General features: G+C 70.2%; 28 protein-coding genes and 1 pseudogene. 10 read left to right on the top strand and 19 right to left on the bottom strand.

The window, feature by feature from the left end:
- Positions 1-530: 530 nt before the first annotated feature.
- The 5 genes from AB0447_RS19015 to AB0447_RS18995 form a co-directional block, all read right to left on the bottom strand.
- Positions 531-662, bottom strand: a complete 132-nt coding sequence (locus AB0447_RS19015; RefSeq protein ID WP_366477835.1) for a hypothetical protein — start codon at positions 660-662, stop codon at positions 531-533.
- 35 nt (positions 663-697) lie between these two features.
- The gene (locus AB0447_RS19010) at positions 698-1,918 is read right to left on the bottom strand and encodes an MFS transporter (RefSeq protein WP_366477834.1); all 1,221 of its coding nucleotides are present in this window, start codon (positions 1,916-1,918) and stop codon (positions 698-700) included.
- Between the two features lie 5 nt (positions 1,919-1,923).
- Entirely contained in the window at positions 1,924-3,288 is a 1,365-nt protein-coding gene (locus tag AB0447_RS19005; RefSeq protein ID WP_366477833.1) for an NAD(P)-binding domain-containing protein, read from the bottom strand.
- A 53-nt stretch (positions 3,289-3,341) separates the two neighbouring features.
- Complete coding sequence (locus AB0447_RS19000) at positions 3,342-3,548, bottom strand: hypothetical protein (RefSeq protein WP_366477832.1); 207 nt, start codon at positions 3,546-3,548, stop codon at positions 3,342-3,344.
- 369 nt (positions 3,549-3,917) lie between these two features.
- The gene (locus AB0447_RS18995) at positions 3,918-4,166 is read right to left on the bottom strand and encodes a hypothetical protein (RefSeq protein WP_366477831.1); all 249 of its coding nucleotides are present in this window, start codon (positions 4,164-4,166) and stop codon (positions 3,918-3,920) included.
- A 299-nt stretch (positions 4,167-4,465) separates the two neighbouring features.
- Here AB0447_RS18995 and AB0447_RS18990 point away from each other — a divergent pair, with 299 nt between their 5' ends.
- From AB0447_RS18990 to AB0447_RS18980, 3 genes are all read left to right on the top strand, one after another.
- Positions 4,466-4,834: a metalloregulator ArsR/SmtB family transcription factor gene (locus AB0447_RS18990; RefSeq protein WP_366477830.1), complete on the top strand. Its 369-nt coding sequence runs from the start codon at positions 4,466-4,468 to the stop codon at positions 4,832-4,834.
- 85 nt (positions 4,835-4,919) lie between these two features.
- Positions 4,920-5,231, top strand: a complete 312-nt coding sequence (locus tag AB0447_RS18985; protein ID WP_366477829.1) for a metalloregulator ArsR/SmtB family transcription factor — start codon at positions 4,920-4,922, stop codon at positions 5,229-5,231.
- On the top strand, positions 5,221-5,721 hold the full coding sequence (locus AB0447_RS18980) for an N-acetyltransferase family protein (RefSeq protein ID WP_366477828.1): 501 nt from the start codon (positions 5,221-5,223) through the stop codon (positions 5,719-5,721). The genes AB0447_RS18985 and AB0447_RS18980 overlap by 11 nt, the downstream gene beginning before the upstream one ends.
- A 6-nt stretch (positions 5,722-5,727) precedes the next feature.
- On the opposite strand, the gene AB0447_RS18975 is transcribed toward AB0447_RS18980, so the two are convergent.
- From AB0447_RS18975 to AB0447_RS18960, 4 genes are all read right to left on the bottom strand, one after another.
- Entirely contained in the window at positions 5,728-6,267 is a 540-nt protein-coding gene (locus AB0447_RS18975) for a DinB family protein (protein ID WP_366477827.1), read from the bottom strand.
- A gap of 106 nt (positions 6,268-6,373) precedes the next feature.
- A complete protein-coding gene (locus AB0447_RS18970; RefSeq protein ID WP_366477826.1) occupies positions 6,374-7,435 on the bottom strand; it encodes an ArsO family NAD(P)H-dependent flavin-containing monooxygenase in 1,062 nt (353 codons plus the stop codon).
- A complete protein-coding gene (locus AB0447_RS18965) occupies positions 7,432-8,208 on the bottom strand; it encodes an MIP/aquaporin family protein (RefSeq protein WP_366477825.1) in 777 nt (258 codons plus the stop codon). The genes AB0447_RS18970 and AB0447_RS18965 overlap by 4 nt, the downstream gene beginning before the upstream one ends.
- Before the next feature lie 35 nt (positions 8,209-8,243).
- The gene (locus tag AB0447_RS18960) at positions 8,244-8,558 is read right to left on the bottom strand and encodes a metalloregulator ArsR/SmtB family transcription factor (RefSeq protein WP_366477824.1); all 315 of its coding nucleotides are present in this window, start codon (positions 8,556-8,558) and stop codon (positions 8,244-8,246) included.
- Positions 8,559-8,657: 99 nt separating this feature from the next.
- Between AB0447_RS18960 and AB0447_RS18955 the strand changes: the two genes are divergently transcribed.
- Together AB0447_RS18955 and trxB are read left to right on the top strand one after the other, a co-directional pair.
- The gene (locus AB0447_RS18955; RefSeq protein ID WP_366477823.1) at positions 8,658-9,077 is read left to right on the top strand and encodes an arsenate reductase ArsC; all 420 of its coding nucleotides are present in this window, start codon (positions 8,658-8,660) and stop codon (positions 9,075-9,077) included.
- A gap of 4 nt (positions 9,078-9,081) precedes the next feature.
- Positions 9,082-10,065, top strand: coding sequence for a thioredoxin-disulfide reductase (gene trxB, locus AB0447_RS18950; RefSeq protein WP_366477822.1), 984 nt, complete (start codon positions 9,082-9,084; stop codon positions 10,063-10,065).
- A gap of 94 nt (positions 10,066-10,159) precedes the next feature.
- Here the strand turns inward: trxB and AB0447_RS18945 are convergent, their stop codons facing one another.
- From AB0447_RS18945 to AB0447_RS18915, 7 genes are all read right to left on the bottom strand, one after another.
- The gene (locus AB0447_RS18945) at positions 10,160-10,291 is read right to left on the bottom strand and encodes a hypothetical protein (protein ID WP_366477821.1); all 132 of its coding nucleotides are present in this window, start codon (positions 10,289-10,291) and stop codon (positions 10,160-10,162) included.
- 318 nt (positions 10,292-10,609) lie between these two features.
- Positions 10,610-11,254 (bottom strand): dihydrofolate reductase family protein, encoded by a 645-nt coding sequence (locus AB0447_RS18940; RefSeq protein WP_366477820.1) that lies wholly within the window; start codon positions 11,252-11,254, stop codon positions 10,610-10,612.
- 511 nt (positions 11,255-11,765) lie between these two features.
- Positions 11,766-12,179, bottom strand: coding sequence for a terpene synthase family protein (locus AB0447_RS18935; RefSeq protein WP_366477819.1), 414 nt, complete (start codon positions 12,177-12,179; stop codon positions 11,766-11,768).
- Positions 12,180-12,555: 376 nt separating this feature from the next.
- Entirely contained in the window at positions 12,556-13,140 is a 585-nt protein-coding gene (locus tag AB0447_RS18930; RefSeq protein WP_366477818.1) for an SUKH-4 family immunity protein, read from the bottom strand.
- 927 nt (positions 13,141-14,067) lie between these two features.
- Complete coding sequence (locus AB0447_RS18925) at positions 14,068-14,655, bottom strand: hypothetical protein (RefSeq protein ID WP_366477817.1); 588 nt, start codon at positions 14,653-14,655, stop codon at positions 14,068-14,070.
- A gap of 874 nt (positions 14,656-15,529) precedes the next feature.
- Complete coding sequence (locus tag AB0447_RS18920; protein WP_366477816.1) at positions 15,530-15,958, bottom strand: nucleoside deaminase; 429 nt, start codon at positions 15,956-15,958, stop codon at positions 15,530-15,532.
- Positions 15,955-16,818 (bottom strand): TIGR03619 family F420-dependent LLM class oxidoreductase, encoded by an 864-nt coding sequence (locus AB0447_RS18915; protein ID WP_366477815.1) that lies wholly within the window; start codon positions 16,816-16,818, stop codon positions 15,955-15,957. The genes AB0447_RS18920 and AB0447_RS18915 overlap by 4 nt, the downstream gene beginning before the upstream one ends.
- A 94-nt stretch (positions 16,819-16,912) precedes the next feature.
- Between AB0447_RS18915 and AB0447_RS18910 the strand changes: the two genes are divergently transcribed.
- On the top strand, positions 16,913-17,380 hold the full coding sequence (locus AB0447_RS18910) for an Lrp/AsnC family transcriptional regulator (protein WP_366477814.1): 468 nt from the start codon (positions 16,913-16,915) through the stop codon (positions 17,378-17,380).
- A gap of 338 nt (positions 17,381-17,718) precedes the next feature.
- Positions 17,719-18,078, top strand: a complete 360-nt coding sequence (locus AB0447_RS18905) for an alcohol dehydrogenase catalytic domain-containing protein (protein ID WP_366477813.1) — start codon at positions 17,719-17,721, stop codon at positions 18,076-18,078.
- Here the strand turns inward: AB0447_RS18905 and AB0447_RS18900 are convergent.
- A pseudogene (locus tag AB0447_RS18900) lies at positions 18,020-18,504 on the bottom strand (ABATE domain-containing protein); the annotation flags it as partial. The gene AB0447_RS18905 and the pseudogene AB0447_RS18900 sit on opposite strands and share 59 nt — an antisense overlap.
- 940 nt (positions 18,505-19,444) lie before the next feature.
- On the opposite strand from AB0447_RS18900, the gene AB0447_RS18895 reads away from it, so the two are divergent.
- Positions 19,445-19,960, top strand: coding sequence for a hypothetical protein (locus tag AB0447_RS18895; protein WP_366477812.1), 516 nt, complete (start codon positions 19,445-19,447; stop codon positions 19,958-19,960).
- 396 nt (positions 19,961-20,356) lie between these two features.
- On the opposite strand, the gene AB0447_RS18890 is transcribed toward AB0447_RS18895, so the two are convergent.
- Positions 20,357-20,593 (bottom strand): hypothetical protein, encoded by a 237-nt coding sequence (locus AB0447_RS18890; RefSeq protein WP_366477811.1) that lies wholly within the window; start codon positions 20,591-20,593, stop codon positions 20,357-20,359.
- A 1,146-nt stretch (positions 20,594-21,739) separates the two neighbouring features.
- Here AB0447_RS18890 and AB0447_RS18885 point away from each other — a divergent pair.
- Both AB0447_RS18885 and AB0447_RS18880 read left to right on the top strand, forming a co-directional pair.
- Entirely contained in the window at positions 21,740-22,471 is a 732-nt protein-coding gene (locus tag AB0447_RS18885; RefSeq protein WP_366477810.1) for a hypothetical protein, read from the top strand.
- Positions 22,472-22,944: 473 nt separating this feature from the next.
- The gene (locus AB0447_RS18880) at positions 22,945-23,079 is read left to right on the top strand and encodes a hypothetical protein (protein WP_366477809.1); all 135 of its coding nucleotides are present in this window, start codon (positions 22,945-22,947) and stop codon (positions 23,077-23,079) included.
- Between the two features lie 80 nt (positions 23,080-23,159).
- Here AB0447_RS18880 and AB0447_RS18875 read toward each other — a convergent pair whose 3' ends face one another.
- Complete coding sequence (locus tag AB0447_RS18875; protein ID WP_366477808.1) at positions 23,160-26,363, bottom strand: hypothetical protein; 3,204 nt, start codon at positions 26,361-26,363, stop codon at positions 23,160-23,162.
- Positions 26,364-26,803 lie beyond the last annotated feature (440 nt).

The following is a 26,803-nucleotide window of genomic DNA, read 5'->3' as shown; positions in this document are numbered from 1 at the left end:
CCGCCTGCGCGTATCCGGGTGTGGAGCCTGGAGCCCTTTCATAAGCCTGAGTGATCGGTTCTCGTGGAACCCTCATCTCCGCATCGTCGTCGCTCGCCGCGGCGATGCGGACCGTGGAGGTTTGATCGGCGCTGGCGGTCTGCGTACCGAAGCCGGCCAGGACGACGACGCCGAGCGCGGCAGCCGGCAAGGACTTCGGGAGGAACATCGATCACACGTCCGCACCATGCAGGCTGCCGATCACCGCCCACATGAGTACCCGTACTCAATCCACCAGCATCAGCGCACCAGCGACCCTCAGCCCACCAGATCCCCCCCCTGGCCCTCGTCTCACCTCTGGTCCGATTCGCTCGTCGCCTCAGATGATCCGGTCCATCGTGACTACTCGTACATCTGGGCGACTGAGAGTCGGCGGGCGACTGGCCGCCAGGTGACCGGCTCAAGTTGGGCGTGGAACGGCGAGTCGGCACCCAGCCAGGCTGCCCAGCCAAGTGGATGGGCTGCGCTGTCGTGACGAAGGGGCTCCTGGACTACCTGCGGTCCGGCCCTGTTGAGGCCGCGTCCTGGTCGGCGCCGGAGGGCGACGGGCGCTGTGCCATGTACTGCTCGAACCATTCGGCGGGCACGAGGTAGGCGAGGGTCTTACCCTTGCGGGTGATCATAGTTGTGATAGTTCCGTGGCTCGACGGGTGAGGCATCAGGTCGGTGGGCGGGGCGGGCGGGTGCCGAGAGCCGTGGCAGCGGCGGTTGCTGACAGCGCGGCGAGCAGCGCGAACAGGGCGGGATAGCCATCGAGCGGTGCGGCTAGGGCGGCGCCGGCGAAGGGTGCGAGGGCCGCTGCCGCGTGGGCCGGCGCGGCGAGGATGCCGGAGAGCCGGCCGTAGTGGGTGGTCCCCCAGCGGTCGGTGACGGCGGTGGCTTGGAGGAGGGTGAGGTTGCCGCGCACGGTTCCTGCCAGGACGGAGAGGACGGCGACCAGGGCGTACGGGCCGGGCAGGAGGGCGAGGGCGGCGGTGGTGAGTCCACCCAGGCCGACCAGGGTGGTGGTGCGGGCGGTGACGCTGGTGTGGCGGGCCAGGGCGGCGTACAGGGTGCGGCCGAGGGTTTGTCCGGCGCCCCCCAGGCCGAGGGCCCAGGCGGCTTGGGTCGTGGTGTAGCCGCGTTCGAGCAGGAGGGGGACCAGGGCGATGACGACGGCGTACATCGCGAAAGCCGACAGGGTGAAGGTGAGCGCCAGCATCCGGAAGGCCCGCGTGCGCACTACTTCATCGCTGCCGCCGGTCACATGGGACGGGCTGGCGGGGGCGGGTGGCCACGGCGCCTTCAGGGCGAGGGCGTGGGTGGGGATGGTCAGGACGGCCAGGACGCCCGCGAGCACTGCGTAGGTGCCACGCCAGGACAGGTGGTCGGCGAGGGCGGCGGTCAGGGGTGCGAAGACGGTAGAGGCGAGTCCGCCGGCCAGGGTGACGATGGTCAGGGCGCGGACGTGGTCGGGTGCCCACCAGCGGGTGAGGGCTGCGAAGGCCGGTTGGTAGAAGGTGGCGGCCATTGCCACGCCGGCCAGCAGCCATCCGGCGAGGAAGACGGCCAGGTTGGGGGCGGCGGCAATGATCAGGAGGGCCAGGACTCCCAAGGTGGAGCCGGCCGTCATGACGGTGCGCGGTCCGCGGTGGTCGAGGATGCGGCCGACGTAGATGCCGGCGACGGCGGAGACGATGAGGGCCGCGGAGAACGCGGCGGTGGTCGCGCCCGTGCTCCAGCCGGTGCCCGCGGTGATGGCGGGGTTGAGAACGGGGAAGGCGTAGTAGACGACGCCCCAGCTCGTGACCTGGGTGACGCAGAGGGCGGGCAGTACGGCGCGTGGCCGCGACCGGGCCCCCGTTCCGGTCGCGGCCACGCTGGCCTGGATGTTGGGCACTGCGGTCAGCAGCCGCCGGAGGAGGCGGGCGCGCCGCCGATGGTGAGGGTGGCCGGGGCGGCGCAGCAACCGCCACCGGTCTCCTCGGCGGCCTCGGGCTGGTCGAAGAGGCCCGCGCCGCCGCACACGCCGGTCTCGGGGAGGGTGAGTTCGACGCGCTCGGCGGCTTCGCGGTCGCCGGCGAGGTGGGCGGCGATGGAGCGAACCTGCTCGTAGCCGGTCATGGCGAGGAAGGTCGGGGCGCGGCCGTAGGACTTCATGCCGACGATGTAGACGTCCTTCTCCGGGTGGGAGAGCTCGTTCACGCCGTGCGGGTAGACGGTGCCGCAGGAATGCTGGTTGGGGTCGATCAGCGGAGCCAGCTCCACCGGGGCCTGCAGGCGCTCATCCAGGCCCAGACGCAGCTCGTTCAGGAAGGAGAGGTCGGGGCGCATGCCCGTGAGGACGATGACCTCGTCCACCGGGTCCAGGCGGCGGCCGTCCTCGCCGACGAGTACCACGCGGCCGTCGGCGGTCCGCTCGATGGTGTCGGTGCGGAAGCCGGTGACCGCGTCCGCGTAGCCGCCGTCGACCGCGGCCTTCGCCGCCAGGCCAAGGGCGCCGCGGGCGGGCAGCTGGTCGGCCTCGCCGCCGCCGAAGGTCGAGCCGGAGATACCCCGGCGCAGGATCCAGGTGGCGTGCGCGCCGGAGCCGTCGTCGGCCTTGGCCAGGTCGGCCAGGTAGGCAAGGGCGGTGAAGGCAGAGGCGCCGGAGCCGATGACCGCGGTGCGCTTGCCCGCGTACCGGGCGCGGACGGCCGGGTCCTTCAGGTCCGGGACGCGGTAGGTGATGCGCTCGGCGGCGGCCTTCTCGCCGAGGGCGGCAAGTCCGCTGCCGCCGGCGGGGCTGGGAGTGGACCAGGTGCCAGAGGCATCGATGACCGCCCGGGCGAAGACCCGCTGCTCGCGGCCGTCGGCGGTCTCGTAGTGGACGACGAAGCGCTGAGCCTCGCGGTCGGCATCGACGATGCGGTCGCGGCCGGCGCGGGAGACGCCGGTGACGCGGGCGTCGTAGCGGACCTGCTCGCCCAGGACATCGGCCAGCGGCTGGAGGTAGAGGGCGGCCCAGTCCCCGCCCGAGGGGTACGTGTCCTCTTCGGGCTTGACCCAGCCGGTCGGAGCGAGGAGCTTCTCGGCGGCCGGGTCGACGACCTCGCCCCAGCGGGAGAACAGGCGCACGTGCGCCCACTCGCGCACCGCGGCTCCGCCGACCAGGCCGGCTTCCAGGACGAGGGGTTCGATGCCGCGGTCCAGGAGATGGGCGGCGGCCGCGAGTCCGGCGGGGCCGGCCCCGATGACGACGACGGGCAGCTCGGTGGTGGTCTCGCTCATGGCAGGTCTCCGGGACTTGATGCAGGCGGGCGGGTGGGCGGGGCTGGTGGTGGTCAGCAGCAGCCGGCACCGGTGGCGACGGCTTCGCGCTTGGCCTGCGGGTCGCAGCAGGCTCCGGCTGCTTCCGCGCCCTCGTTGGTGCCGCAGCACGGTGAGGGCTGGGCGGCGACCGCCTCGGCGGGCTGTGCGGGGGCGGTGCCGCAACAGGATCCCGCCGTCTCGGCGTGGTTGGGGCTGCTGGGGGTGACCGGCTCGTTCATGACGACTCCCTCGGTGTTTCGACGTTTGTCTATGGCTTGCACGATCAGCATGGCACTTGTATCGATAGACGTCAACATAGACATTCATCAAAACGGAGGTACCTGTAGAACGACGTCGCGGTCACCCGAAGCCGGCGGCTTCGCCGTCGAGGTCGAGAACGGCCCATACCTGGCGGCGCGCGCCGTCGTCGCCGCCTCGGGGAACTTCGGCCATCCGCACCGGCCGGCACTGCCTGGCCTGGACTCCTTTCGCCGGGCAGGTGCCGCACGCGGCCGACTACCGCAGCCCCGCCGCGTTCGCCGGGCAGCGGGTCGGTCGGGGCGGGCAATTCCGCGGCGCAGATCGCGCCGAGCTCGCGCGGGAGAGCGTCACAACGTCGGCGCCCCCGGGAGCCGGTGAAGTTCGCCCGCCAGCACCTGCCGGGAAGGGATCTGCACTTCCGGCTGCCCCGCACCGGTCTCGACACCGCACCGCTCGGGCGCCTGCTGCGGACCCCGCCCGGCCAGCCGGTACTGGACGACGGCCGCTACCGCGCCGCCCTGGCGGCCGGCACCCCCGACCGGCGCCCGATGCTCCAGCGCCTGGACGACGACAAGGTCCCCCTGGACCGACGGCACCACCGAGAGGCTGGATGCACTGATCCTGGCCACCGGCTACCGCCCGGACCTGCCCTACCTCGCCGGGCTCGACGGCGCCCTCGCCGCCTCCGGCCGGCCCCGCCGCCGGGACGGCGCTTCCCTCACCTGGCCGGGCCTGGCTTTCGTGGGCCTGGAGTGGCAGCGCAGCCTGTCCTCCCACTCCCTGCGCGGTGTCGGCCGGGACGCCGAGCGGGCGGCCCGCCGGCTGGCCGCCCGCCTGGCCCGCGCGTGAGAGACACCCCCTGACGCCCTAGTTCGACATGTGTCAACATAGACGCATGTCGAATGCCAAGGTTCTGCCGCTCCTGGAGCCCGAGGCCGTCGCGCCCTGCTGCCCCCCGCTGACCGAACGCCCCATCTCCGCGGACGAGGCCGAGGTCGCGTCCAAGATGTTCAAGGCTCTCGGCGACCCCGTCCGCCTCCGGCTTTTTTCCGCCGTCGCCTCCCACGAGGGCGGCGAGGCGTGCGTGTGCGACATCTCCGACGTCGGCGTCTCCCAGCCCACCGTCTCCCATCACCTCAAGAAGCTCAAAGAGGCCGGCCTGCTCTCCTCCGAGCGCCGGGGCACGTGGGTGTACTACCGGGTCGAGCCCTCCGTCCTTGCCGCGATGGGCGCACTGCTGGCGGGCGCTGCGCGGGAGGCGTAGGGACCTGCTCTTTCCGCCGGGCCCGGGGGTGCCTCCCCCTTTCGCCATTAATCTAATATCGTCGATTAACGATGAAAGGGGCTTCGTGCTCAGTGACGGTGACGCCCAGCTGTATGCGGGCTGGTTCAAGGCCCTGGCCGATCCCACGCGCGTGCGCCTGTTGCACCTGCTGGCGGGTGAGGGGCGCGCGATGAGCGTGGGCGAGATGGTGGATCGGGCGGAGGTCGGGCAGTCGACGGTTTCGCACCATCTCAAGATTCTGGCCGAGGTGCGGTTCGTCCTGGCCGAGAGGCAGGGCACGTCCACCTTCTACACGGTCAACCGCACCTGCCTGACCGTCTTTCCCCGCGCCGTAGGCGCGATCCTCGGCGAGGAGGCACCCGCCGATGGCTGCTGAAATCCGCATCGCGGCGATGACGCTCGCCCACGCGGAGCAGGTACTGGCGATCTACCAAGCCGGGATCGAGGAGGGTGACGCCACCTTCGAAACCGAGGCGCCGACGTGGGACCGCTTCGATGCCGCGAAGATGTCCGGGCACCGGTTCGTCGCGCTGGACGAGACGGGCGCGGTGGTGGGCTGGGTCGCAGCCGGCGCGGTCTCGGACCGGTGCGCGTACGCCGGCGTCGTCGAACACTCCGTCTACGTCCACCCCGCAACGCGCGGCCGAGGCATTGCCCGGACCCTGCTCGACACGCTGATCACCTCGACCGAGGCGGCCGGGATCTGGACGATCCAGTCCGGCATCTTCCCCGAGAACACGGTGAGCCTGACCGTGCACCGGCGGGCCGGGTTCCGGGTCATCGGCACGAGGGAGCGGATCGGCCGGCACCACGGCGTCTGGAGGAACGTGATCCTGGTGGAACGCCGCAGCCCGCGGATCGGCTGAGCATCGTCAGCTGCCGCCGCCGAGGGTGAGCTGGCGGCGGTGGAAGTCGAAGTGCCGGGTCGGGTAGCGGTAGACGTCCCCGAGGGTCATGAACTCCGTGAACAAGGGATCCCAGCGGACGGGGAAGTGCATGCCGCGTGCGAGGGCGGCGTCGGTCTCCGATGCCAGGTGGCGGTGCAGGCGGTCGATGACACGGTCGAACGCGGCGTCCATCCGGCGCGGTCCGTATACCTTCACCGCCCCGCAGGGGCCGGCGTGGTTGACCCAGTCGAACGGCACCGCCCCCGCGTTCAGCACGCGGGCGAACACCCTGCTCGCGCCGCGCGGCAGCCGGCTGAAGAGGCGCACCAGGACCAGCAGCCGCAGGACGACCATGTAGCCGAAGAGCATGTGCCACAGCAGCTGCTCGTTGGTCCACTTCGTGCCGGCCGTGGCCTGGGCGAGATCAGCGCCCGAAGCGGTGTCGAGCAGCTGATGGAAGATCCGGCGGGCGCGCTCGTAGTCCTCATGGACCGCCCGCCGGTCCATCGAATTCTGCTGTGGCATCGCTCCGCCCGCCTCTGCCCGCCGCCCCGTGCTGATGATTCCCTTTTCAGCGGAGAATTCCCCCCGCGTGCCGTGTGTGCTGCGGGGAGGGTCGAGCGGACCGGGGTCAGGAACCGAGGAGAGCGGCGATCTCTCGGGCGGCTTCGCGGGCGGGGCGGCCGACGCCGATGAGGGTGGCGGAGGCGGGGCCGGTCCAGTCGCCGTAGCCGAGCAGGTGCAGGCGGGGCTCATCGGCGGCGCGGGTGCCCTCGGTGGCGATGCGGCCGCGGGTGCCGCGCAGGCGCAGGGAGGCGAAGTGGGCGAGGGCGGGGCGGAAGCCGGTGCACCAGATGACCGCGTCGGCCTCGGCGCGGGTGCCGTCGGCCCATTCCACCCCGGTCGCCGTGAGACGGGCGAACATGGGGCGCGAGGCCAGGAGTCCGGCGTCGCGTGCGGCGCGTACGGGCGGGACGGCCACGATGTCGCCGAGGGACGCGACCCCGCCGGTATCGGTGCGGCCCTCGTCCAGGGCCCGGCGACGCACGGTGGCGTGATCGAACAGGGCCCGGCCGTCGATGTCGTCCGCGAGGTAGCGGGGCAGGCACTGGGTGGCCCAGGTCAGGTCGATGCCGGCATGGGCGAGGTCGGCTGCGATCTGGGCGCCGGAGTTGCCGCCGCCCACCACGATCACGCGCTGCCCGGCGAAGTCAGCCGGGTTCGTGTACTGGACGGTGTGGAGCTGGCGGCCGGTGAATTCGCGGCGGCCGGGGACGGCGGGCAGGAACGGACGGGTCCAGGTGCCGGTGGCGCTGACGACCGCGCGGGCCTGCCAGTCGCCGCAACCGGTCTCCACGCGCAGGTGCGTGCCGTCGCGGTGGACTGCCGGCACCCACACGCCGTGCTGGACGGGCAGGTCGTAGCGCTTCTCGTAGTCGGCAAGGTAGGTGACCACGTGCGCCGCATCGGGATACACCTCGCCGGGTTGGATCGGCATCAGCCGCCCCCGCAGCGACGAATACTCCGCCGGGGAGAACAAGCGGAGCGAGTCCCAGGTGTGCTGCCAGGCTCCGCCGGGCGCCGTCTGGGCGTCGAGGATGACGTGCTCGATGCCCAGGCGGCGCAGGTGGTAGCCGGCGGCGAGCCCGGACTGGCCGCCGCCGATCACCACCACGTCCGTGCGCTGCGTCATGCCGCGGGCGTCCCGGAGTCCGTCTTGCCGCGCATGAAGATGACCGCCACGAGGGCCAGGCCCACGACCGCGCCGATCAGCTGCATGGCGATGAAGCCGGCTACCGAGGACGGGGCGATGCCCGCGAACGTGTCGGTGAACGCACGGCCGATCGTGACCGCCGGGTTCGCGAAGCTGGTCGAGGAGGTGAACCAGTAGGCGGCGCCGATGTACGAAGCCACCGCGACGGGCGCGAAGCGCAGGCGGTCCGACTTCGCCAGGCCGAAGATCAGCAGGATCAGGCCCGCGGTGGCGACAACCTCGCCGAGGAGGAGGTTGCCGGCGGAGCGGTCGTGGGTGGACCACTTCACCAGCGGTTCGCCGAACATCGCGTCCGCCAGGATCGCGCCCGCGATCGCGCCGACGATCTGGGAGGGGACGTAGACGGCAAGTTCGCGGGCGTTGACGCCCGCCCCGCCGCGGCGGGCGGTCCACCACTCGGCCAGCGTCACGGCCGGGTTGAAGTGGGCGCCGGAGACCGGGCCGAGGAGGGCGATCAGGACGCCGAGGCCGAACACGGTGGCGGTGGAGTTCGCCAGCAGTTGCAGCGCGACGTCGTCGGTGAGCTCGGTGGCCTGGATGCCGGAGCCGACGACGACCGCGACCAGGGCGGCGGTGCCGACCAGCTCTGCGGCCGCACGGGCGATCAGCGGGGTACGGGGCGGGGCCGCGCCGGGCGCGGGCTGGGGCACGTCGGCGGCTATGGGCGCGCCGACGGGCTCGGTGGCGGTCAAGACAGGTTCTCCTCGGGCAGGTGCGGCAGAGCGGGCTAAGGGCAGGACCGCTTGAGGTTCGCTTCGGCGGTGGCGCGCGCGGTCTGGGCGAGGTCGGCGAACTGACCGGCGATGCCTTCGATGACTTCCGGGCGCAGGCGGTAGTAGATGAACCGCCCGCATGGCTCGGTCTCCACGACCCCGGCCTCTCTGAGCACCTTCAGGTGGTTGGAGAGGTTGGTCTGCTTGGCACCCGTCTCCTCCACGAGGTGGGTGGTGCAGAGCGTCTCGCGGGCGAGGAGGGTCACGATCTGGAGCCTGAGCGGGTCGGCCAGAACCCGGATCAGATCAGTGTCGACTGACATCATCATGTGCTGATACTGTCACATCACTCGGGGCTGACACCAGCCTGGGCTGAGTCATTGGATCGTGCCGCGGTCGGCCGACCTTGGTTGATGAAGGAAGAGACGATGTCCTCCACCCCGCTCGCATCCGTACTGTTCGTCTGCATCCACAACGCAGGCCGCTCCCAGATGGCAGCCGGATTCCTGCGCCACCTCGCCGGCGAGCGCGTCGAGGTCCGCTCCGCCGGCTCCATGCCCGGCGAGCAGATCAACCCCTCCGCCGTCGCCGCCATGGCCGAGCTGGGCATCGACATCTCCGACCAGAAGCCCAAGGTCCTCACCCCCGAAGCCGCCCAGGCATCCGACTACATCATCACCATGGGCTGCGGCGACGCCTGCCCGTACTTCCCCGGCAAGACCTACCTCGACTGGCAGCTCGAAGACCCGGCCGGCCAGGGCGTCGAGGCCGTCCGCCCCATCCGCGACGAGATCAAGGGCCTCATCGAAGGCCTGATCGCCGAGATCGACGCCAAGAAGCAGGTCTGATCCCGTGACCGATGCCACCACCGGCGAGGACGTGCGCGACGTCATCGTCATAGGCTCCGGCCCCGCCGGATACACCGCAGCCCTCTACACCGCCCGCGCCCAACTGCGGCCCCTGCTGTTCGGCAGCTCCATCTTCGTCGGCGGCTCCCTCACCACCACCACCGAAGTCGAGAACTTCCCCGGCTTCCCCGAAGGCGTCGACGGCCCGGTCCTCATGGAGAACATGCGGGCCCAGGCTGAGCGGTTCGGCGCCGAGATGATCGACGACGACATCGTCTCCGTCGACCTCACCGGCGACATCAAGCTGCTCACCGACTCCGAAGGCACCGTCCACCGCGCCCGCACCGTGATCATCGCCACCGGCTCCGGCTACCGGAAACTCGGGCTCCCCAAGGAAGAGGAGCTGTCCGGGCGGGGGGTGTCCTGGTGTGCCACCTGCGACGGATTCTTCTTCAAGGGCCGTGACATCGTCGTGGTCGGCGGCGGCGACACCGCCATGGAGGAAGCCACCTTCCTCACCCGCTTCGCGAAGTCCGTCACCGTCGTCCACCGCCGCTCCACCCTGCGCGCCTCCAAGGTCATGCAGGACCGGGCGTTCTCCGACGACAAGATCTCCTTCGCCTTCGACAGCGAGATCGCCGAGATCAAGGAAGCGAACGGCATGCTGAGCGGCGTCGTCCTGCGCGACACCTTCACTGGTGCCACCCGGGAGCTGGACGTGACGGGGCTGTTCATCGCCATCGGACACGACCCGCGCACCGAACTCTTCACCGGCCAACTGGAACTGGACGGCGAGGGATACATCAGGGTCGAGTCCCCCTCCAGCCGCACCAGCCTGCCCGGCGTGTTCGCGGCCGGCGACGTCGTCGACCACACCTACCGCCAGGCCATCACCGCCGCCGGCACCGGCTGCGCCGCCGCACTCGACGCCGAACGCTACCTCGCAACCCGCCGCAGCCGGACCGAACCCGTCAGCATCCCGGCCTGACCGCCGGGCGGGCCGCTTCTCCCACCAACTCATACGCCTGGCGGGCCGCCACAGGCGTGGCGGCCCGCCAGGCGTTCCCGGCTCCTGCCGGCCGTCAGCTGCGGGCGAGTTCTGCACACCGGATTCCGCCGCCGGGGTGCCACTCCATCACCGGGCCGGCCGCGTCCCCGTGCTCGGCGCACCAGGAGACGGGTACGACTCCCCCGCAGTCGTACCGCTTGCACACGCACGCCCTCCCCCGGGCCTACGTACGCCACCCCGTGACGGACCACACCACCCGCCGACCCCTCCGCAGCAGCGCCCCGCAGGCCGGCCGGCCAGGCCAATGTCACCCGCAGGCCGCCCGACCCCGACCGGAACCGGTCAATCACCCGGACCTCGCCCGGCACCGCCAACGGCCCCCTGCCCGGAGCCATCAGCCGGCTCACGGACGCCCCGAACCCCCGGCCGCCCGCTTGGCCAGCACGTCGGCGTCCGCCTCGGTGGACCAGCCGGACAACCGGTCCTCCCCTGCCGCATCATCGGCCAGGACCAGCCAGGGGTGTCACTTTCGCCAGAACAGGTGGTGCGTCACCCCGCTCGGGCTGGGAACGACTTCGAGGTGGAACCGGTCGAGCAGCTCGTCGGGGGACTCCCAGAGCCGTACTCCGGACCCGAGCTTCACCGGCGAGACCGCCACGTGCATGGTGTCGACGAGGTCTGCTTCGAGAAACTGCCGGATGGTGGTGGCCCCGCCGCCGAGTCGGACGTCCTTGCCCTGTGCCGCCTCCCGCGCCTGCTCGAGGACCGTGGCCGGGTCGCCGTCGACGAAGTGGAACGTGGTGTCGGAGAGCGTGAACGAAGGGCGCTTGTGGTGGGTCATGACGAACACCGGGGTGCGGAACGGGGGCTCGTCACCCCACCAGCCCTGCCACTCATGGTCCTGCCAGGGCCCGCGCTGGGGCCCGAACTTGTTGCGGCCCATGATCTCCGCGCCGATGTTGCGCGCGTAGTCCCGCGTGAGGTAGTCGTCCAGGCCCCGGCTCCCGCCGGGGTCCGTGCGCATGGGCCAGCTCGCCGTGGCACCGGCCCAGGCGAACAGCCTCTCGGGCTCGACATGACCGAACGGCCTCTCGAGGCTCTGGTCCTCACCGGCACCGATGCCGTCACTCGAGACGTTGAAGTTCTGGACTCTCAATAGCTGAGCCACGCGTTCCTCCTGGGTGATGGGGCGATAGCAGTGGTGAGACTCTCCGGGCGAGGCAAACTCATCGCTACTTCCGTGACCGGTCTCAGGAAATCGGCTGACCAGCGTACTGACTTGTGAGGTTTGCGCGGTTTGGGCAGGCTCCTGAACATTCTGGCCACCGTCGACCGCCCACTGATGCCCGAACCGATGGACAAACGCCGCCACTTGAAATGAACGAAGCCAGGGGAACGCCGTCCCACGAAGTTCTTACGGCGCTGTCGGGTCTTTGGTGTCGTCGTGGGCGACGCCGAAGAGGTCGTCGAAGGCAGGCTTGTCCGCTGTGATCGTGGGTCGCCGCCAGGGCGGGAGCGCTCGCCGTTCAGGTGCCAGTCATGGGATCCGCGAACCAGCATGCGCAGGAGTGCCAGGCACTGCTCGGCGACAGATCGGGAGTCGTCGGACAGCGGCAGTGAAGAGAGGAGACCGGGCAGTTCCCGGCCGGCTTCGAGGAAGACCTGGACCTTGTCGGTGATCAATCCGTGGAACTGGTCGACCGCCTGCTGGGGGGCGAGGGCGAGGCCGCGCTGGGCTGGAGGGCGAGTGTGAGGTTGCTCGTCTCGCCGGCGGCCGCCTCCTCGGTGTAGCTGACGAGGTCGTTGGTCCACATGATGACGTCGGCCGCACTCCACAGCAGGCTCTGATAGGTGGTGCTGCAGTACACGGTGTCGGGCAGCCATGCGCGGTGGGTGTGGTGCTGAAGGTCGTGCGCGAACGCGACCCAGCCGAGCTTGCCGCGCAGCTCCATGCAGGTGGCAACGTCCATCGGTGTTCCGGTGTTCCGGTGGCCCGATGGACCGAGGCTGGCAGCTGGCAGCTGGCAGCTGGCAGCGGAACGCCTCTGACATGTGCTCGTAGAAGCGTCGGCACCATGCCGGTGGATTGTCACCTCCGGTGCGCCGCCACAGATCCTGCAACGCCACCGTGGCGGGGTTCGGCCTAGCCTGGGAGCCGCTCTCGCGGCTCCGGGCCCAATACCCGGAACGATCAGCCGAACCCGCTCCCGGGCACCACACCAGAGCACACGGCGGGCGCACCAGAATCACGCGCAAGGCACACCGCGCCCCGACCGGCCCCCTCCCCGACAGGCACGCCGACCCTTCAGCCGGCAGCCGCAGCCACCCCCTCCCCGCAGCCCCATGTGTCCTCGGCGGTCACGTGCGGAACGCGCAGTGCGGTACGCACACCGGCATCCACGTCAGGCGTTCGTAGGCGGCTGACCTGCGATGAGCTCGTCTGGGCGACGTCCTGTCCTCAACGCCCTCTCAGCCCAGAGACTCGAAGACCTCGTCCCAGAACGCCGAGTCGTCCACGTACGGATCCTGGCCGATCATGCGCTTGCGTAGATCCGTGATGGCGGTCGTGCGTACAGCGTCGTCGGTCGATTCCAGGGCGTTGCCCGACTCGGCGATCAGCCCGAGGAGCACGGCGAGGGTGGGCAGGTCATCGGCGGCCAGTCCCTTCCACCCGGCCCCGTGGTCCCACCCGTTGGGGTCGTAGTGGGTGATGCCACCGTCCGCCGCGTCGAGCATCAGGTGCTGGTCGTACAGCGTGGCCACGGTGAAGCAGAAGTTCGTAGGCGGGGAGTCGTCGTCGGGATAGCGTTCCCCATAGATCTCGTCGGCATCGAACGGTTCCATTCCGTCCTCGTCCCGCAAGTGCCTCGTGTCGATCCCCGCGATATCGAGGTGGACGGCGGGAAAGCCGACCGTGAGCAGGAACTCCCTCGAGCCGGCGTGGGTCAACTCGGTCGGCAGAGCGGCTTCATCCGGTCGCCAGAGCGAGCCCTCGCCCAGCCGTTCCTCCAGCCACGCCGCGTCCGGTATCAGCGGTATGTCGTTGTTCTTCACAGCGTGGCTCCCATGACGTTCGCATCGTTCGATCACTGCGGCCCCATTCAATCGCATGGCGAGTGCGCGAACGCGAGGGCGCGCCTCTCCCCCGCAGCCCTGCGGACCCCTGGGCTCGCGGACGGGCCAGGCAAAGCGGTCACGGGCGAACTACAGCGCTCGGTCACACCTGGCCCCCGCCGTACGGCGGGGGCCAGGACCAGGGCGGCATAACGAAGGGCTGCCCTGCTACGGAGCGGGGGTGAACTCCACGTCCGTCCCACCGCAACCGGCCGCGATGTCCAGCAGCCGGTCCCGCTCCGCTTCATCGACCGTCAGTCCCCAGCGGAGCTTGGTCAACGCCTTCGGCCAGGAGCACCTCCTGACGGGTGTTGCCAGCCGCCAGAGGGCAGGTCACCGGCATTCCGGTGCCGGAAGCTGGTGCGCTGGTAGCCGGTCCGGTCCTCGAGCGCGACCGGCAGCGGGTCACCGCGACCCACGGAGCCGTCAGGGCGTGCTCGGTGAACAGCTACTCAGCAGTCGGCGGGCGTCACGGTAGGGCAGGTTCAACAGCTCCTGGCCGTCCCGCTGCAACAGATCGAACGCCACGAAGTAGGCCGGCCACCGCATGGCCAGGCCCGCGGCGTTATGGCTGCGGGCGGCAGCCCGGCGCTGCTACGCCTCGAACGACAACCGGCCCGCCTCCGCATCCCACACCAGCAGTTCGCCGCCGAAACGGGAGCCGTCAGTCCCGCTCTGACTGCCTCGCCGGCCCCACTTGTTGACCGTTGTTCACCATCCCTACTGGCACGTTGCGGCACGACCTTCTGATCGACGGCTGCCTCAGCGCCACCGACCTGACTCTCGCACCACCGACCCCACCCTGAAACCTCAGTAATGCGCGGTTCGCGCAGGCGGATCCCGGATCCCGCTCGCCGCGCTCTCGCCTCAGAGCATTCGCTCCGCCGTCGCCGCCCGTGCTCGCAGCGCGTCAGCCTCCTCGTGCCGGCCCCGGACAGCCAGGAGCCGCGCCCGGTATTCCATCGCGTATCCGTCGCCCAGCTCCTCGGCGCGCAGGAACGCCTGCGCGGCCCGCTCCAGGTCACCGCAGTCCCGGAAGGCTACGCCCAGCGCAGTGATCGGGAAGGCCTCGTCCTGTGCAAGGATCACCGGCGCCCAGCGCTCGATGCCAGCCGCATCGCCACGGTCGAGCGCCTGCTTGACGAGGCCCAGCATGGCGTCCGGATCGCCGAGTGCCGCGGCCTTCTCCCAGACCACCTGCGCGCGGTTCGCGTCACCGGCCACCGCGTGCAGCATTCCCAGGTTGAAGCCGGCAACGACGTTCCCGGCTGCCCATGCCCGGCCCCACCAGTGCAGCGCGCCGCCCCGGTCACCCTTCAAATACAGGCCCGCCGCCAGGTTCCCCATCGCCACATCGTCACCCAGCCCCGCCGCAACCGTCAGCTCGGCCAATTCCTCGTCCGGCTCCGACCGCCGACGGAACCACCAAGCCATCAGCAACCATCCCGGCAGCACAGCTGCACTGATCCTCGGAATACGCGCAAGCGAACATCTCTCACCCGACGATCATGCCAGCCCATGCCCCGGACAGCTCGCGCGAGGGTGGTGGCCCGCTGGACCAACGAGGTCGACCTGGCTCTGCTCCTGGCGGGGACGCACTCGGTTGCTCGTCCTGCCAACGATCGATGCCCAGCACTCAGCTCGCCAAGTCAAGCACTCACTCACTCACTCACCAACTGAAGCGCTCACTCACAGGCCAATTGACGCTTGCTCAGTTTTCTTTTGATCAAAATTCCAGGTCGAGATGATCGATGTCGTTGATGGCGACGTCGGAGATTCCCATGGCGCGGCTTCCGCCGTACGGCGCCCCCTGCGCGGGGGTGAGGGCGGCGCCCCGGTCGAGGTGTCGACGGCGTGCGGCGCGGCCGCGTCGCCATCCGGGGACTCCGGCCTTGCGGCACCACACCACCTGCCTGACCCGGCGGGGCCGGGGTCTCTTACGGCTCGGCGGGGAGGGTATCGAGGACGAGGAGCCATTCGTCGCCGCGGATCTCGACGGGGGAAGCGGGCGCCACGCAGTGCGGCGGCCAGGGCCAGGCCGAAGGCGCGGCGGATCCCGGGCAGGTCGGGAGCCGGGGGCCGGCGGGGCGGGGCCCGCGCCGGCGGGGCGGGGTGATGTCCTGGGGCATCCAGCCCGTCATCACCCCGCGGGCGTGCTCGATGAGGTCACGCCTTCCGCGCCGGTGGCGACTGCGGCCGTCGCCCGGTACAGGGCGCTTACCCCAGGCCTCGTCGTCTCGTGCACGGTTGGAACCCCGATGCTCGGCCGTGGCAGACCATGGCCGCCCGATTCCAGTCCGACGGTCCTGGGGCCGCGGTTGGCGCATGGTCAGCGGTAGTACCCCTCGACCACGGACTTCACCTCGTCGAGCAGCGCGGGGCCGTCCTGGGGCACCGGCGGCTGGCCGCTGCCGGGCCTGATGTCCAGGAGCTGTTCGTTGGACAGGGCGAATACCACCCGCCGCAGTCCCGCGCGCTGGATGGCCGCCTCGCACATTCCGCACGGCTGGCAGCTGGTGTACATCGTGGTTTCCGCCGCGATGTGCGCTTCCAGCTCCCTCGCGGCCCACCTCGCCAGTTTCAGTTCCGGATGCGCGGTGATGTCCTCGTCGGTGAGGGTGGTGTTGTGTGCTTCTGCCAGAACCGTTCCGTCCGGTCCCGCCAAGAGCGACCCGAACGGCGGGTCGCCGCCCGCACGTGCCTTGGCCGCGAGCGCGATGGCCCGGCGGAGGAGAGTGTGGTCGTCGAGTGTGGTCATGTCTGCTCCGTTGAGGTGAGGGAAGGGTAGAGGTGAGCGGCCACCGTGGCGAGTGCCTGCCAATCCGTCTGTGGGTGGTACGTCTCGCGGGGGTCGCCGTTGTAGGGGTCGAGGACAACGGTCTCGGCGCCAAGCAGCCGTAGTTGGTCGAGGTCGTCCATGATCTGGTCGATCGTTCCCTCCCCGACGAGCCGTTGCGGTCCGGTGACCGGTGCTTCGGTGAGCTTGAGAGCGATCCGGGGGCTCAGGGCGGGCACGGGGAGGTCTTGCTCGTCTGCGGAGGCCTTCAGCCTGACCGCGGCTTCTCGTAGCCACGGCATGGTGCTGCGGAGCGGATGCCAAGCGTCTCCGAGCCGCACGGCACGGCGCAGTCCCGCGTCGCTGTTGCCGCCGACCCATACCGGAATCCTGCGGCTTCCGTAGGAGGTGGTGTCCGCCCAGGCCGCCCGTATGTCCCGCAGGTGGTCGTCGGTCAGTCGTCCACGGCGTTCGAATGGAATTCCGAGGGCAGCGAACTCCTGCCGTGCCCAGCCCACCCCCACGCCGAGGACCAGCCGGCCGCCGCTCAACTGGTCCAGGTTGACCGCCATGCGGGCGGTGAGCAGCGGGTGCCGGTAGGGGGCGATGAGGACCGTCGTGCCGAGCCGCACCCGAGTGGTGAGACCGGCCAGCCAGGACAAGGTGGTGAACGGCTCGTAGAAAGGCGCCGGATACCGCTCGGCTACGTCGGGAGTGATGGCTATGTGGTCCGAGACCATCAGCAGGTCGAAGCCGAGGCCCTCCACGGTCTGAGCCCAACTGCGCAGGGTTCCCGGGTCGGTGCCAGGGCCGAAATTGCGGACGTTGATTCCGATCTTCACGGTGACCACGCTAGTAGGGGAACAGGGACTGCCAGAAGGGATTCCTGCCTGTTCAGGCCCAGTTCGCCCGTGGATCCACCGGTAATATGGCCGGATGACCGAGAATCTCGACGCGACGGACTGGGCGATCCTGGATGAACTGCAGCGGGACGGCAGGATCGCGTTCACAGAGCTGGCCCGGCGGGTCAACCTGAGCGCGTCGGCGACGACGGAGCGGGTGCGGAGGCTGGAGGCAGCCGAGGTGATATCGGGGTACCGGGCGGAAGTGGACCTCGAACGGACCGGATACATGGCGCTGGCAGTCGTCCGCCTGAAGTATCCGGGAACTCGGCACGAGCCCTTGCGTCAACTCCTCGGGGAGCGCCCGGAGATTCTGGAGTGCCTGCGCACTACCGGAGACGACTGCTATGTGTTGAAGGTGGCAGCCACGTCGATGGCCCACTTGGAGGAGATTGTCGACGCGCTGGCCCAGTTCGGGACCACGACCACCAACCTCGTCCTCAGCCGGACCCTGCCCTTCCGCGGCCCACGAGAGCCTCGGGCCGCTACTCGGCCACTCTGAGGTTCCGATTCGATCGTCCACGGCAGCGCCCGGCCCCCTTGAGTAGACGCGCCCACTCCGTGATGGCGCCAAGGCCCGGTCGATCCGGGCCGAACTGCCGACGACCTCTCATGACGTCACCATTCGCCTCAACGCCTTCCAAGCCGCCCTGTTGGTCACAGGTCGCCGGCCTCGGCTTGGCGGCCGACCAAAGCTCCGGCCCGAACGCGCGCGACATCATTCGAACAGCGTCGCACCGATGCGGCGCTCGATCTTCTTGACCGTCTTACTGATCAGTCCGATGGTGACGTCGCCCTCGGGGCCCTGCCCCCGGCGGACCACAAGGTCCGGTCAGAGATGTGGACTTCTTCGGCGAACCGCCCTTCGTTCTGGGGCACGAGTTCAGCGGTGTGGTGGACGAGGTGGGTGAGGGTTCGGCCGGATCCCGGCCCGGTGACGAGGTGTATGGCTGGGTGACCCCGCACACGGCAGCCACGCCGACTACGTCCAACTGGTGCTGGCCGGCGAGGACCGCGGGCGACACGTCGGCTTCAGCACCTCACCCGGGCGGCAGGGGGTTCGTCAGTCGCCCTGCGCCTGGGTGCGCCGGGCGTAGGCGCGGGCGGCGCGGGCCCGGTCGCCGCAGCGGGTGGAGCACCAGTGGCGGCGGCCGTGGCGCAGCAGGTAGCGGTTGCGGGGGGTGGATTCGCAGCCGGTGAGGCGGTCGGCGTCGGGTCCGGTGAGGAGATCGGCCGCGAGGGTCGCGAGAGCGCGGTCGAGGATCTCGCTGGTGGGGCACGGCGCCGCGCGGTAGGGGCCGTTCTTCTCGTCGCAGTACAGCAAGGCGGCCGTGGGAGCTTTGCTCAGCGCGTCGTTGACCGCGGACAGGGCCGCGGGCAGGGCGGGCAGCCCGGCGACGCGGGCGGCGAACAGCGCCCTGAGGTGCTCGCGCAGGGAGCGCAGCTGTGTAGCGCACATCTCCTGCACCCGGCGTCGGATGGCGCGAGGCCGTGTTCGGCGAGCCACCGGTTCGCGGCCCCAGGGGTGCCGAGGAGATCGACGAAGTGCTCTCCGGGCAGTGCGATGGCGCTGTTGACGAAGTCGAGCGCGAGATGATCCTCCGCCCCAGGCGCGGGCGGTGGCACGGATCAGGCGGTCGAGGTCTCGCTCATACCTTGAACAGGCGCATGTGGCAGTGTGCGCGCGGCCTGTCTCGCACATGCTGTCCGGCGATCACCCGTCCACCTGGGCGACTGAAGGTTGGTCGTCTTCGGCTCGGTGCCTGTGGGCGGGGGCCTGGCAGGGTGAGCGGCGCTGGAGCGGCGGATGCCGCTGCCGGCGCCGGTCTGGGTCCGCGGATCGCGGGCCTCCACCTGCTGGAGGCCGTCCTCCACGGCTGGGACCTGGCCACCGCCATCGGCCAGGACCGTACCGTCGACCCCGACCCTGGCCCCGGCCCCGACGCCGTCCAGGCCGCCCTCCCGGGCCGGTACGGGAGCTACCCCGACGAGATCCGCGCCACCCGGATGTTCGGCCCCGTCCAAGCCCGCACCCCAGGATGCACCGGCGAAGGGCACCGTAGAGCAGACCAATCGTGCGGGGAGGTTTTCGGCGTCATGGGGGCGAGGTGTCCCCGCGATGGTGTTCGGGTGGGGTTCCAGCGCCGGGAGGCCACCGCGCGGCGAGCGGGGAGTCGCCAGGGGGCTGCAGCACCCGGCAGGCGCACCGCACCGTGAGGACGACCGTTCGCCGGGCCAGTGCAACCTTCCGCCCGCCGCCCGAGTCACATCCGGGACGGACCTGACCCACCAGGGGAGAACGTATGAACAGCGCAGGCGGCAGGCCAGACGGCAGACGAGGCACGGCGGCCGCGGGGCTGCTGCTGGCAGCAGCCCTGACCGCGGGCTGCACCGCCGCGGACCCGCGGCACCGAAACCGCTCCCGGCCACGGCCACCGCCGCGGCGGACGGCTCACCCTCCACGCCAGCGCTGCCACCCGCAATCCGCCCGCTCGACGCCGCCGAACTGCTCACGGCTGCCCTGCCGAACGGCGAGATCGCGCCCGCCGGCTCCAGCGAGAAGAAGGTGTACGAACGCGACCCGGAGTGGGCCCCCAAGTCCATCAGTGATCCCGATTGCGCGCTGATCGCCGACTCGTACCGGGAGAGGCCGAAGACCACAACGGTGGTCCAGACCTTCCACAGCAAGGAGAGCTACGAGTGGAGCGGCGCGACCACGCTCACCGCCCACCCCGGGCCGGCGGCGGCCGCCGCGGAGTTCGACCGGCTCCGCAAGGCCATGCAGGGCTGCCGCGAGTACCGCACGCCCGGCGCCGGCAGCGGCACGCGTACCACCCTCGCCCAGGTACGGGCGCCCGCGCACGGTGACGAGGCCGTGGCCTACACCCGGACGTCCTGGACCGATGTCAGTGACCTCGACCCCGAAATGAAGGAGCTCCGCACCATCCGCAGGTCCACGGTGGTGCGGATCGGCTCGGTGATCGCCCAGTTCGAGCTGGGCCCGTCCCCCTCGGTGGAAACCATGGAGTTCCCAGCCGAGCTCATGGCCCGTCAGGTACAGCGGCTACGCGACCTCCGCTGACCGCCGACCTCCGCTCACTTCTAGGACTTGTCCGGGCGATCTCTGAGGCGACGGTGCCTGACGCCTTCGAATCTCGCTGTCGAAGGGCCCGTCAAGTGAGGTAGAAGTGCGCCATGGATTACCGCCGTCCCTGAGCAGACGCTGGACAAGCCCCTCGATCACCCTGTCGTGCACCACGGATACACGAACTACATGCGCGACTACGGCTTCCGCACGGACGTCCATCGCCCGCCGGGTTCGGGGCATGCCCGCGAACATCTCCGGCTGACCTGCGACGGGGAGGTGTAGTGGTGACTGCAGAACCAGTCACGGTGAGGCGCGCGGCTCAGGTGCCGAGCGGGGCGCCGCGCCCCTCCTCGCGCATTCGGTCGCGGGCCGCGGCGGCGGCCGCGGCCGTCACCGCGTGGTCCAGTGGAACTTCCCGCCGCCGACCCAACGGATCTCGCCCGGATCGTCCAGGTCGTGGATCGTGATGCCGACGGCCGCGGCGGTCAGGAGCACGTCCGTCATGGACCTGGCGGTGCTGACGACCTCGCCGTCGATCTCCACGATGCGGAACGGCGGATCACCAGGGTGCACGCCGAGCACGGTGACCCGCGCCGAGGAGATGTAGGGGCATGCGCTTTCGGTCATGCGAAGCTCGCCTCCACTTCACCGCCGAGGTTGACGCGAGACGGTCCCGGCCACGCCGATCCCGGCGGAGGTTCCGCGGCCGAGGGCCCGCTTAGGTTCGGACTCGTCCAGGTAGTGCATAGTGCACCTGCCCGGCGCGGGGCGGCTCATTCAGGCAGATCTGCGTACCCGGTGCCTTGCCCAGGGCCCGCAGTGGCACGGCCATCCGCGCCGCCGGCGAACAGGTCGAGGTCGACCGCAAGGTTCCTTCGCGACGGGATCGTCTGCCTGGCCGGAGGCCGCTACCAGGTCGGATTCGCCCTAGTCAGCCGCACGATCACCCGCCGGCTGGACGGACGCCTCATGCACGCCATCGCCGACAATGCACTGATGGGAACGTGGCCCTGCCCCGTCCCCGCCGACCGTCTGGGGCAGATCCACCGGGCACGGACGGCGGCGTCCCCGCTGCCGCCTCCGCCGCTGCCGACCGGTGCCATCCGGGCCCAGCGCAAGGTCCATGCCAACGGTCGCTTCATGATCAACGGGCAGTTCATCAAGCCCGGACCACGGCATGCCGGGAAGATCGTCACCGTCGCCATCGAGGACACCCATTATCGGATCCTGCACGGAGAGGACGAGCCCGCCGTCAGGCCCCGCAATGCCTTTGACGTAGAGCATGGTGATCGGTCCGGGGTTGGGCACCCAGAAGGACGGGATGCATCGCGGGCCGCGCGGCGGTGGGGGCCGGGCGCGCGGTCTGGCTCTAGAGCAGGGCCAGCCGGGGCGGCGGACTCGGGCTCGGGCAGGCGGGAGAGGGGCACGGCTGTCCCAGTGTCGAGCCGAGCGGCCGGGGAGCGGCCAGGCGTTTGTGGTCTGCCGGCACCGGGGCGGAAAGGGCCCCGGCGGGCGGGTGGGGGCGGGGTGGACGGTGACATCCGCGCCCCTCGGATGGATGACGCGCCGAGCCGCGCACCAGGCCGGAGCCACCCGGTGGCTCGTTCACCTTCGGCGACAGCGTTTTGTCCACCGGTTTCAGCACCAGTTGGTGATCAGCGTGTTCGTGGATGTTCGTGAGAGGTGACGGCATCAAGGTGTCAGCACGGCGAAACACCATGGGCAAGTCGGGCGTCGGGTCGTTGTCAGCGGCTCGGCCTATGCTGCTGACTCATGATCGAGAACAGGCTTGATGCCTTGCTGGAAGCCGGATTCACCGACCGTCTGGACGAGCGCGACAAGATGCTGCTCGCACGCCGGGCTCTTCTCAAGTCCTGTTACGAGAAGCCCTCCCCGCTTCTCTCGGACAGTTGGTGGTACGCGGTGCCTGGCGACCGCTACGAGGGCCTGTTCACGGCCTTGGACCTGCACGACCGGTTCCCTGTCACGCTCGACGAAGGGGCTGACGTGGTGCGGCTGCCGCACAGACCAGGAGCGTTTCCGGTGTTCGTCACGCCGGAACTCGACGGCTGGCGGCTCATCATCGGGAACCTGGATGTCGTGGTCGGCGTCGACTGGGACGAGTGGATGAGCGCGGTGGAACGGCTGAGCGCCCAGTGCGGCGAAGCGCAGATGTTCTTCGAGGACGAAGCGGGTGGATCGAACGTCTGGGTGGTCGCCGAGCATGGACGTATCCGGCGCCGGTACACGCGCGAGGATGATCCCGAGTGGGTCGGTGAGCCACTGCCGTGGGAAGACCTGCGCGTCGACGACGAGGACTTCGATCCGGAGTATGACGAGGCCGAGCCCAACGAGGGCACGGCGAACGCCACCACTGCTTGCAACAACCTGTCGGTGGACCCCACCCGGATCGGTGCCGACACCCAGATGCGCGGCCACGGCTGGCTGGCGCTGACCGCACCGGGAGTGGGCCACAAGGACTTGGGCGACCTCGTCCGCAGCTGAGGGCAGGCTGTCCGTCGACTCGCGGTCTCCCAGAACCCCTGGAAGCGTTCACGCCGGCCACGGGTGACCAGGCCACATTCCGCATACAGCCCTGGCAAGGCTCCTGGTGCCTTCAAACTCCGTGAACACGACCTGACCGTGGATCCGGATGCCTCCCAAACCGGTGAGCAACTGCTGACACGACTCATGAATAGAGCCAACCAGGCCGGGCCCACCCGGAGATGTCGACCGTGGAAGGGCGACCACAAGGGTGGCCCTGGGGTGACGTTGCGATCGCCGGTTGAGCCGATGCTGGCGCAGGCCGCGGAGTCGGTGCCGGGCCCGGTCGCGCTGCGCTCGGGCGTGGCGTACGAGCAGGAGCTCGACGGCCACCGCGCGATCGTCTTCACCCCGGCCGGCCCGGGTGGCCGGCTGGTGGTGCAGACCCGCCATGGGCGTTGGCCCAGGACCGTTTCCCGGACTTGGTGGCTGCTGTGGAGCAGCAGTTGCATCACGGCCGGGACGAGGAGATCGCCGAGGCCCTGGACCGCGAGTGGTTCGCGGCCGAGGAGCGGGAGCGCGTCGCGGAGGCGGCGGAGTTCATGGCGGAGGGCGGCGCTGCCTCGTAGCCGTACGGAACGGACAGGAAAGGGGTGGGACCCGGCGCCGCACGGCGCCGGGTCCCACCCCTTTCGGAGGCCTTACGGGATCACCCGAAGGCCAGCTTGTCGTTCCAGCCGGACCCGATGACGGTTTTCACCGGGCCGTTGGTGTTCGTCGTCGACGGGTGGTAGACGGACATGTGGCCGTCGGACGGGAAGCGGGCCCAGATGTCCGGGATGCCGTCGTTGTTGATGTCCGGGATGCCGATCGCCGCATTGACGTTGGCCTCGGTCCAGCTGGTGCCGAAGGGCTCGTCCCCGTTGACGGCGTTGGCGGCCAGCATCAGCGAGTTGAGGTCCACACTGCCCGTCCCCGTGCCCGGCTTGCCGCGGCGCAGGTACATGTTGCCGTTGTCCAGGTTCCGCCAGAGCAGGTCGGGCGTCCCGTCCTTGTTCATGTCGGCCAGGTGGACGATGTCGCGGCGCGCCCAGGCGTCGGCGTTCATCAGGGTCGCGGTCTGGAACCTCGCGCCGGTGTAGCCGGAGAGCACCCAGAAGCCGGCGGCGGTGCGCAGCGTCACGTCCGGCAGCTTGTCGCCGGTGATGTCGCCGATGGCCTTCAGCTGGGTCCAGGTGGACGGCGCCGGCGCGTTTGCCGGCAGGCGGATCTCCATCCGCTGCTCGACGTCGAAGGAGCCGTAGCCGTCGCCGGGGTAGAGCCAGAAGCCGCCGTCCGGGGTGCGGGCGAAGAGGTCCGTCGTGCCGTCGCCGGGGTAGACGTCCTGGTAGTGCGCGATCAGCGCGGCCTTGTTGCCGAGCGTCGAGGCGGCGTCGTACCAGTGGCCCGACGGGTTCAGCGTCGCCGTGCCGTCCTTGTTCTTGACGTACGAGGACGTCAGCTGGCCGTACAGTTCGCCGCCCGGCTGGTCCGTGCCGCCGACCGGCTGGCCCGGGTACGTCCGCAGGACACCGGCGGTGTCGATGGCCAGCAGGTCGGGGGTGCCGTCGCCGCCCGTGTCACCGGGGGCGTCGGCGTTCTCCTTCGGCGGGACGTAGGTGGTGTAGTCCGTCCGGCCGCTCGGGTTGCCGAGGCTGTCGTAGGCGTAGACCTGGAGGGTGTTGGGGCCCGCGTTCACCGGCCGCAGGTCGGGGATGGTGGCGCCGCCGCCGGCGTCGGCGTTGATCGGGACCGGGGCGACGCCGCCCCAGGCGTACGTGAACTTCACGGCGCCGGGCGACGAGAAGGTGATCGGTCCGGTCTGACCGAAGCTCACTGTCGCCCAGGTGGCGCCGTTCGCGGTGGCCTTGAGCCACACGTCGCTGGTGACGACCGGCGGCGGCGGGCCGGTGCCGTCGATGGTGACGGCGCACGGCGTGGTGCCGGGCGGGAAGTAGGTGGAGACCGCCGCGGTGGGAGTGTTGGAGTCCTCCGCGCGCACGTCCCAGTAGTAGGTGGCCTTGTCCTCGAGGGAGGTCGACTGGATCTCGTACTTGGCCCAGCCGCTGCTCAGGTTGGTGCCCATGACACCGGTCGCCGGGGCGGTGGTGCCCTGCTTCCAGAAACGGAAGCGCAGGCCCTTCAGGTTGCCGTCGGGGTCGGTGGCGCGGGCCTTCAGGGTCAGGAGGGTCTTGCCGACGGTGCGGCCCGGGGCGCCGACGATGCAGTCGCCGCCGGGGACGGTCTCACCGTCGGTGGGCTCGTTCGGCTTGCGGTTGTACTCCGCCTCGATGACCGCGGAGGTCGCCTTGAACTTGCGCCACGTCTGGGTGTTGCCCTCGCTCGTGGCGCGCATGCCCAGGGTCAGGGTCGAATGGCCGTTGGTGGTGGCGTACTGGGCCGCCTCCTTGACGTTGAAGTACTCGTACTCGTCCTTGCAGTAGGTGGCCGACCATCCGTGCGCGAAGGACTTCCGCTGGATCTCGTCGGACCAGCTCGGCTGCGCGCTCCACGTCGTGCCTGACCCGATCGGGCCGGTGCGCCACAGCTGGAACTCCATCGGCTGGCAGGACCAGGAGTGGGTGTTGAGCACCTTGAAGGTCGCGGATTTCACCTCCGCGCCCTTGATGGTCTTGTCCCAGTCCATGCGCCAGAACGAGCGGGCGGTGCCGTTGGTCTCGTTCTCGCTGCCGACGCGGGCGTCGGACGTGCCGGAGTTGAAGTTGGTGCCGTTGAAGAAGCTCGTGGTCGGATACGGCTTGTACGCCACGGTCCAGGCGTCCCAGCCGGGGTTCAGCGGCGGGTCGACGAACAGCGGGTAGTTGACGCCCGCGCGGTCGGCCAGGCCGGTGGCGGCGAAGCCGAGCCCCAGGCGGGCGGCGCCGGTGTTCTCGCCGTCCAGGGCGATCGGCAGGGGCGCGGACTTCGCGCCGGGCTCGATGCCGGTGAGACCGGACAGCTCCAGCACCTGGGCCGGGGTGCCCGTGGCTGTGCGGTTCGGGGTGCCTTCGGGCAGTTCCGGGTCACGGCCGCTGGAGTCCCAGGCGAACGGCGTGGGGACCGACGCGATCTCCTTGCCGGCCCGGTCCAGGACCTGGAGCCGGCTGGCGTTGCGGTCCTGTCGGAAGACGGCGGTGTCCGAGCGCAGCCCGTACGTGACCGTGGCCAGCGCCTTCTGGCGTGCGGCCTCGGGGGTCTTGACGATCAGGACCTGGGCCAGACCGCCCTCCTCGCGGGCCACGACCAGCAGGTCGACCCCGGGCAGCACCTCGGAGTAGAGGGCGCGGGGGCCGTCGAGCACCGGCTCGGGCAGGGTGCCCGGCCAGGTGTACGCGACGGAGTGCTCGCCGAGGTCGAGCTCGGCGAGCACCGTCTCGCCCGGCGTCTCGGCGCGGGCGAACGAGCGGTCTGCGCGGGCCTGCCGGGCGTTGCCGCTCGCGAAGCGCACGGGGGCGGCCGGGTTCACGGGTGCGATGCCAAGGCCCTTGGGAGCCTTGGCCGTTCGCTTGAGGGTGTTGTCGACCGGCGCCCACGCGCCCGCGGCGTTCTTCGCCCGGACCGGCGCGGCCGTGATCTGGGACTTCAGGCGGCCGCTGGGCAGCGCCCAGGTCAGCGTGGTGGCCGTGGTGGCCGTGTCGACCAGCACTTGCCTGCCGGTGCGCAGGGCCTCGGCCATCGCGGCGGATTCGTCGCGAGGGCCCGTCGAGGCGGGGGTGGCGTCGGTGGCGCCGCGGGCAGTGGTCGGGGGCGAGCCGCCCGGCTGCCACCACGGCAACAGGGCGGCGGTCAGGGCGGCCAGGACGAGGCCGATGGTCAGGGACAGCCGCGTGCGCGTGCGCACGAATGGGCTGAGATATCGGGGCGGCGCAGTCACGGCGGTCTACTCCCGTGGGAACCAAGCGGATTGAGGACAGCACAGACAGCCCCGTACGGCAGGCCGCGGGGCAGAAGGCGCGCACACGATCACACATACGAAGGTCCGCGTCCATGCGTGATGATGTTGTGAATCCGTTATGCGAATGTTGAACCGAGGCGACAGACTGTCAACTCGGTCCCCTTTAGGGCTTTTCTGGTGCCGTATTGACCGTGATCAGTTGATTCCCCCCAGGCGTCTGATGCGCCGTTAGCGGAACGATCTGATCCGTTTCACGCCGTGACGTAGATCACTTTTCGACGCGTCCGGCTGTTCGATCGATCTTGAATTGCGCGGCGGACATGACAGAGAGTGCGCACGCACGCGCCTGAACCAGGCGCGTGCCTTTCGGTGTTTGCGCACCTCGTCCGTTGTCTGAATTGCCAGGGTGGGAGTCGACG

The organism is Streptomyces sp. NPDC051211, assembly GCF_040689505.1.
Classification (GTDB): Bacteria; Actinomycetota; Actinomycetes; order Streptomycetales; family Streptomycetaceae; genus Streptomyces.
The sequence above is the reverse complement of the archived record's forward strand: the minus strand, read 5'-3'. Positions and strand labels throughout refer to the sequence as shown.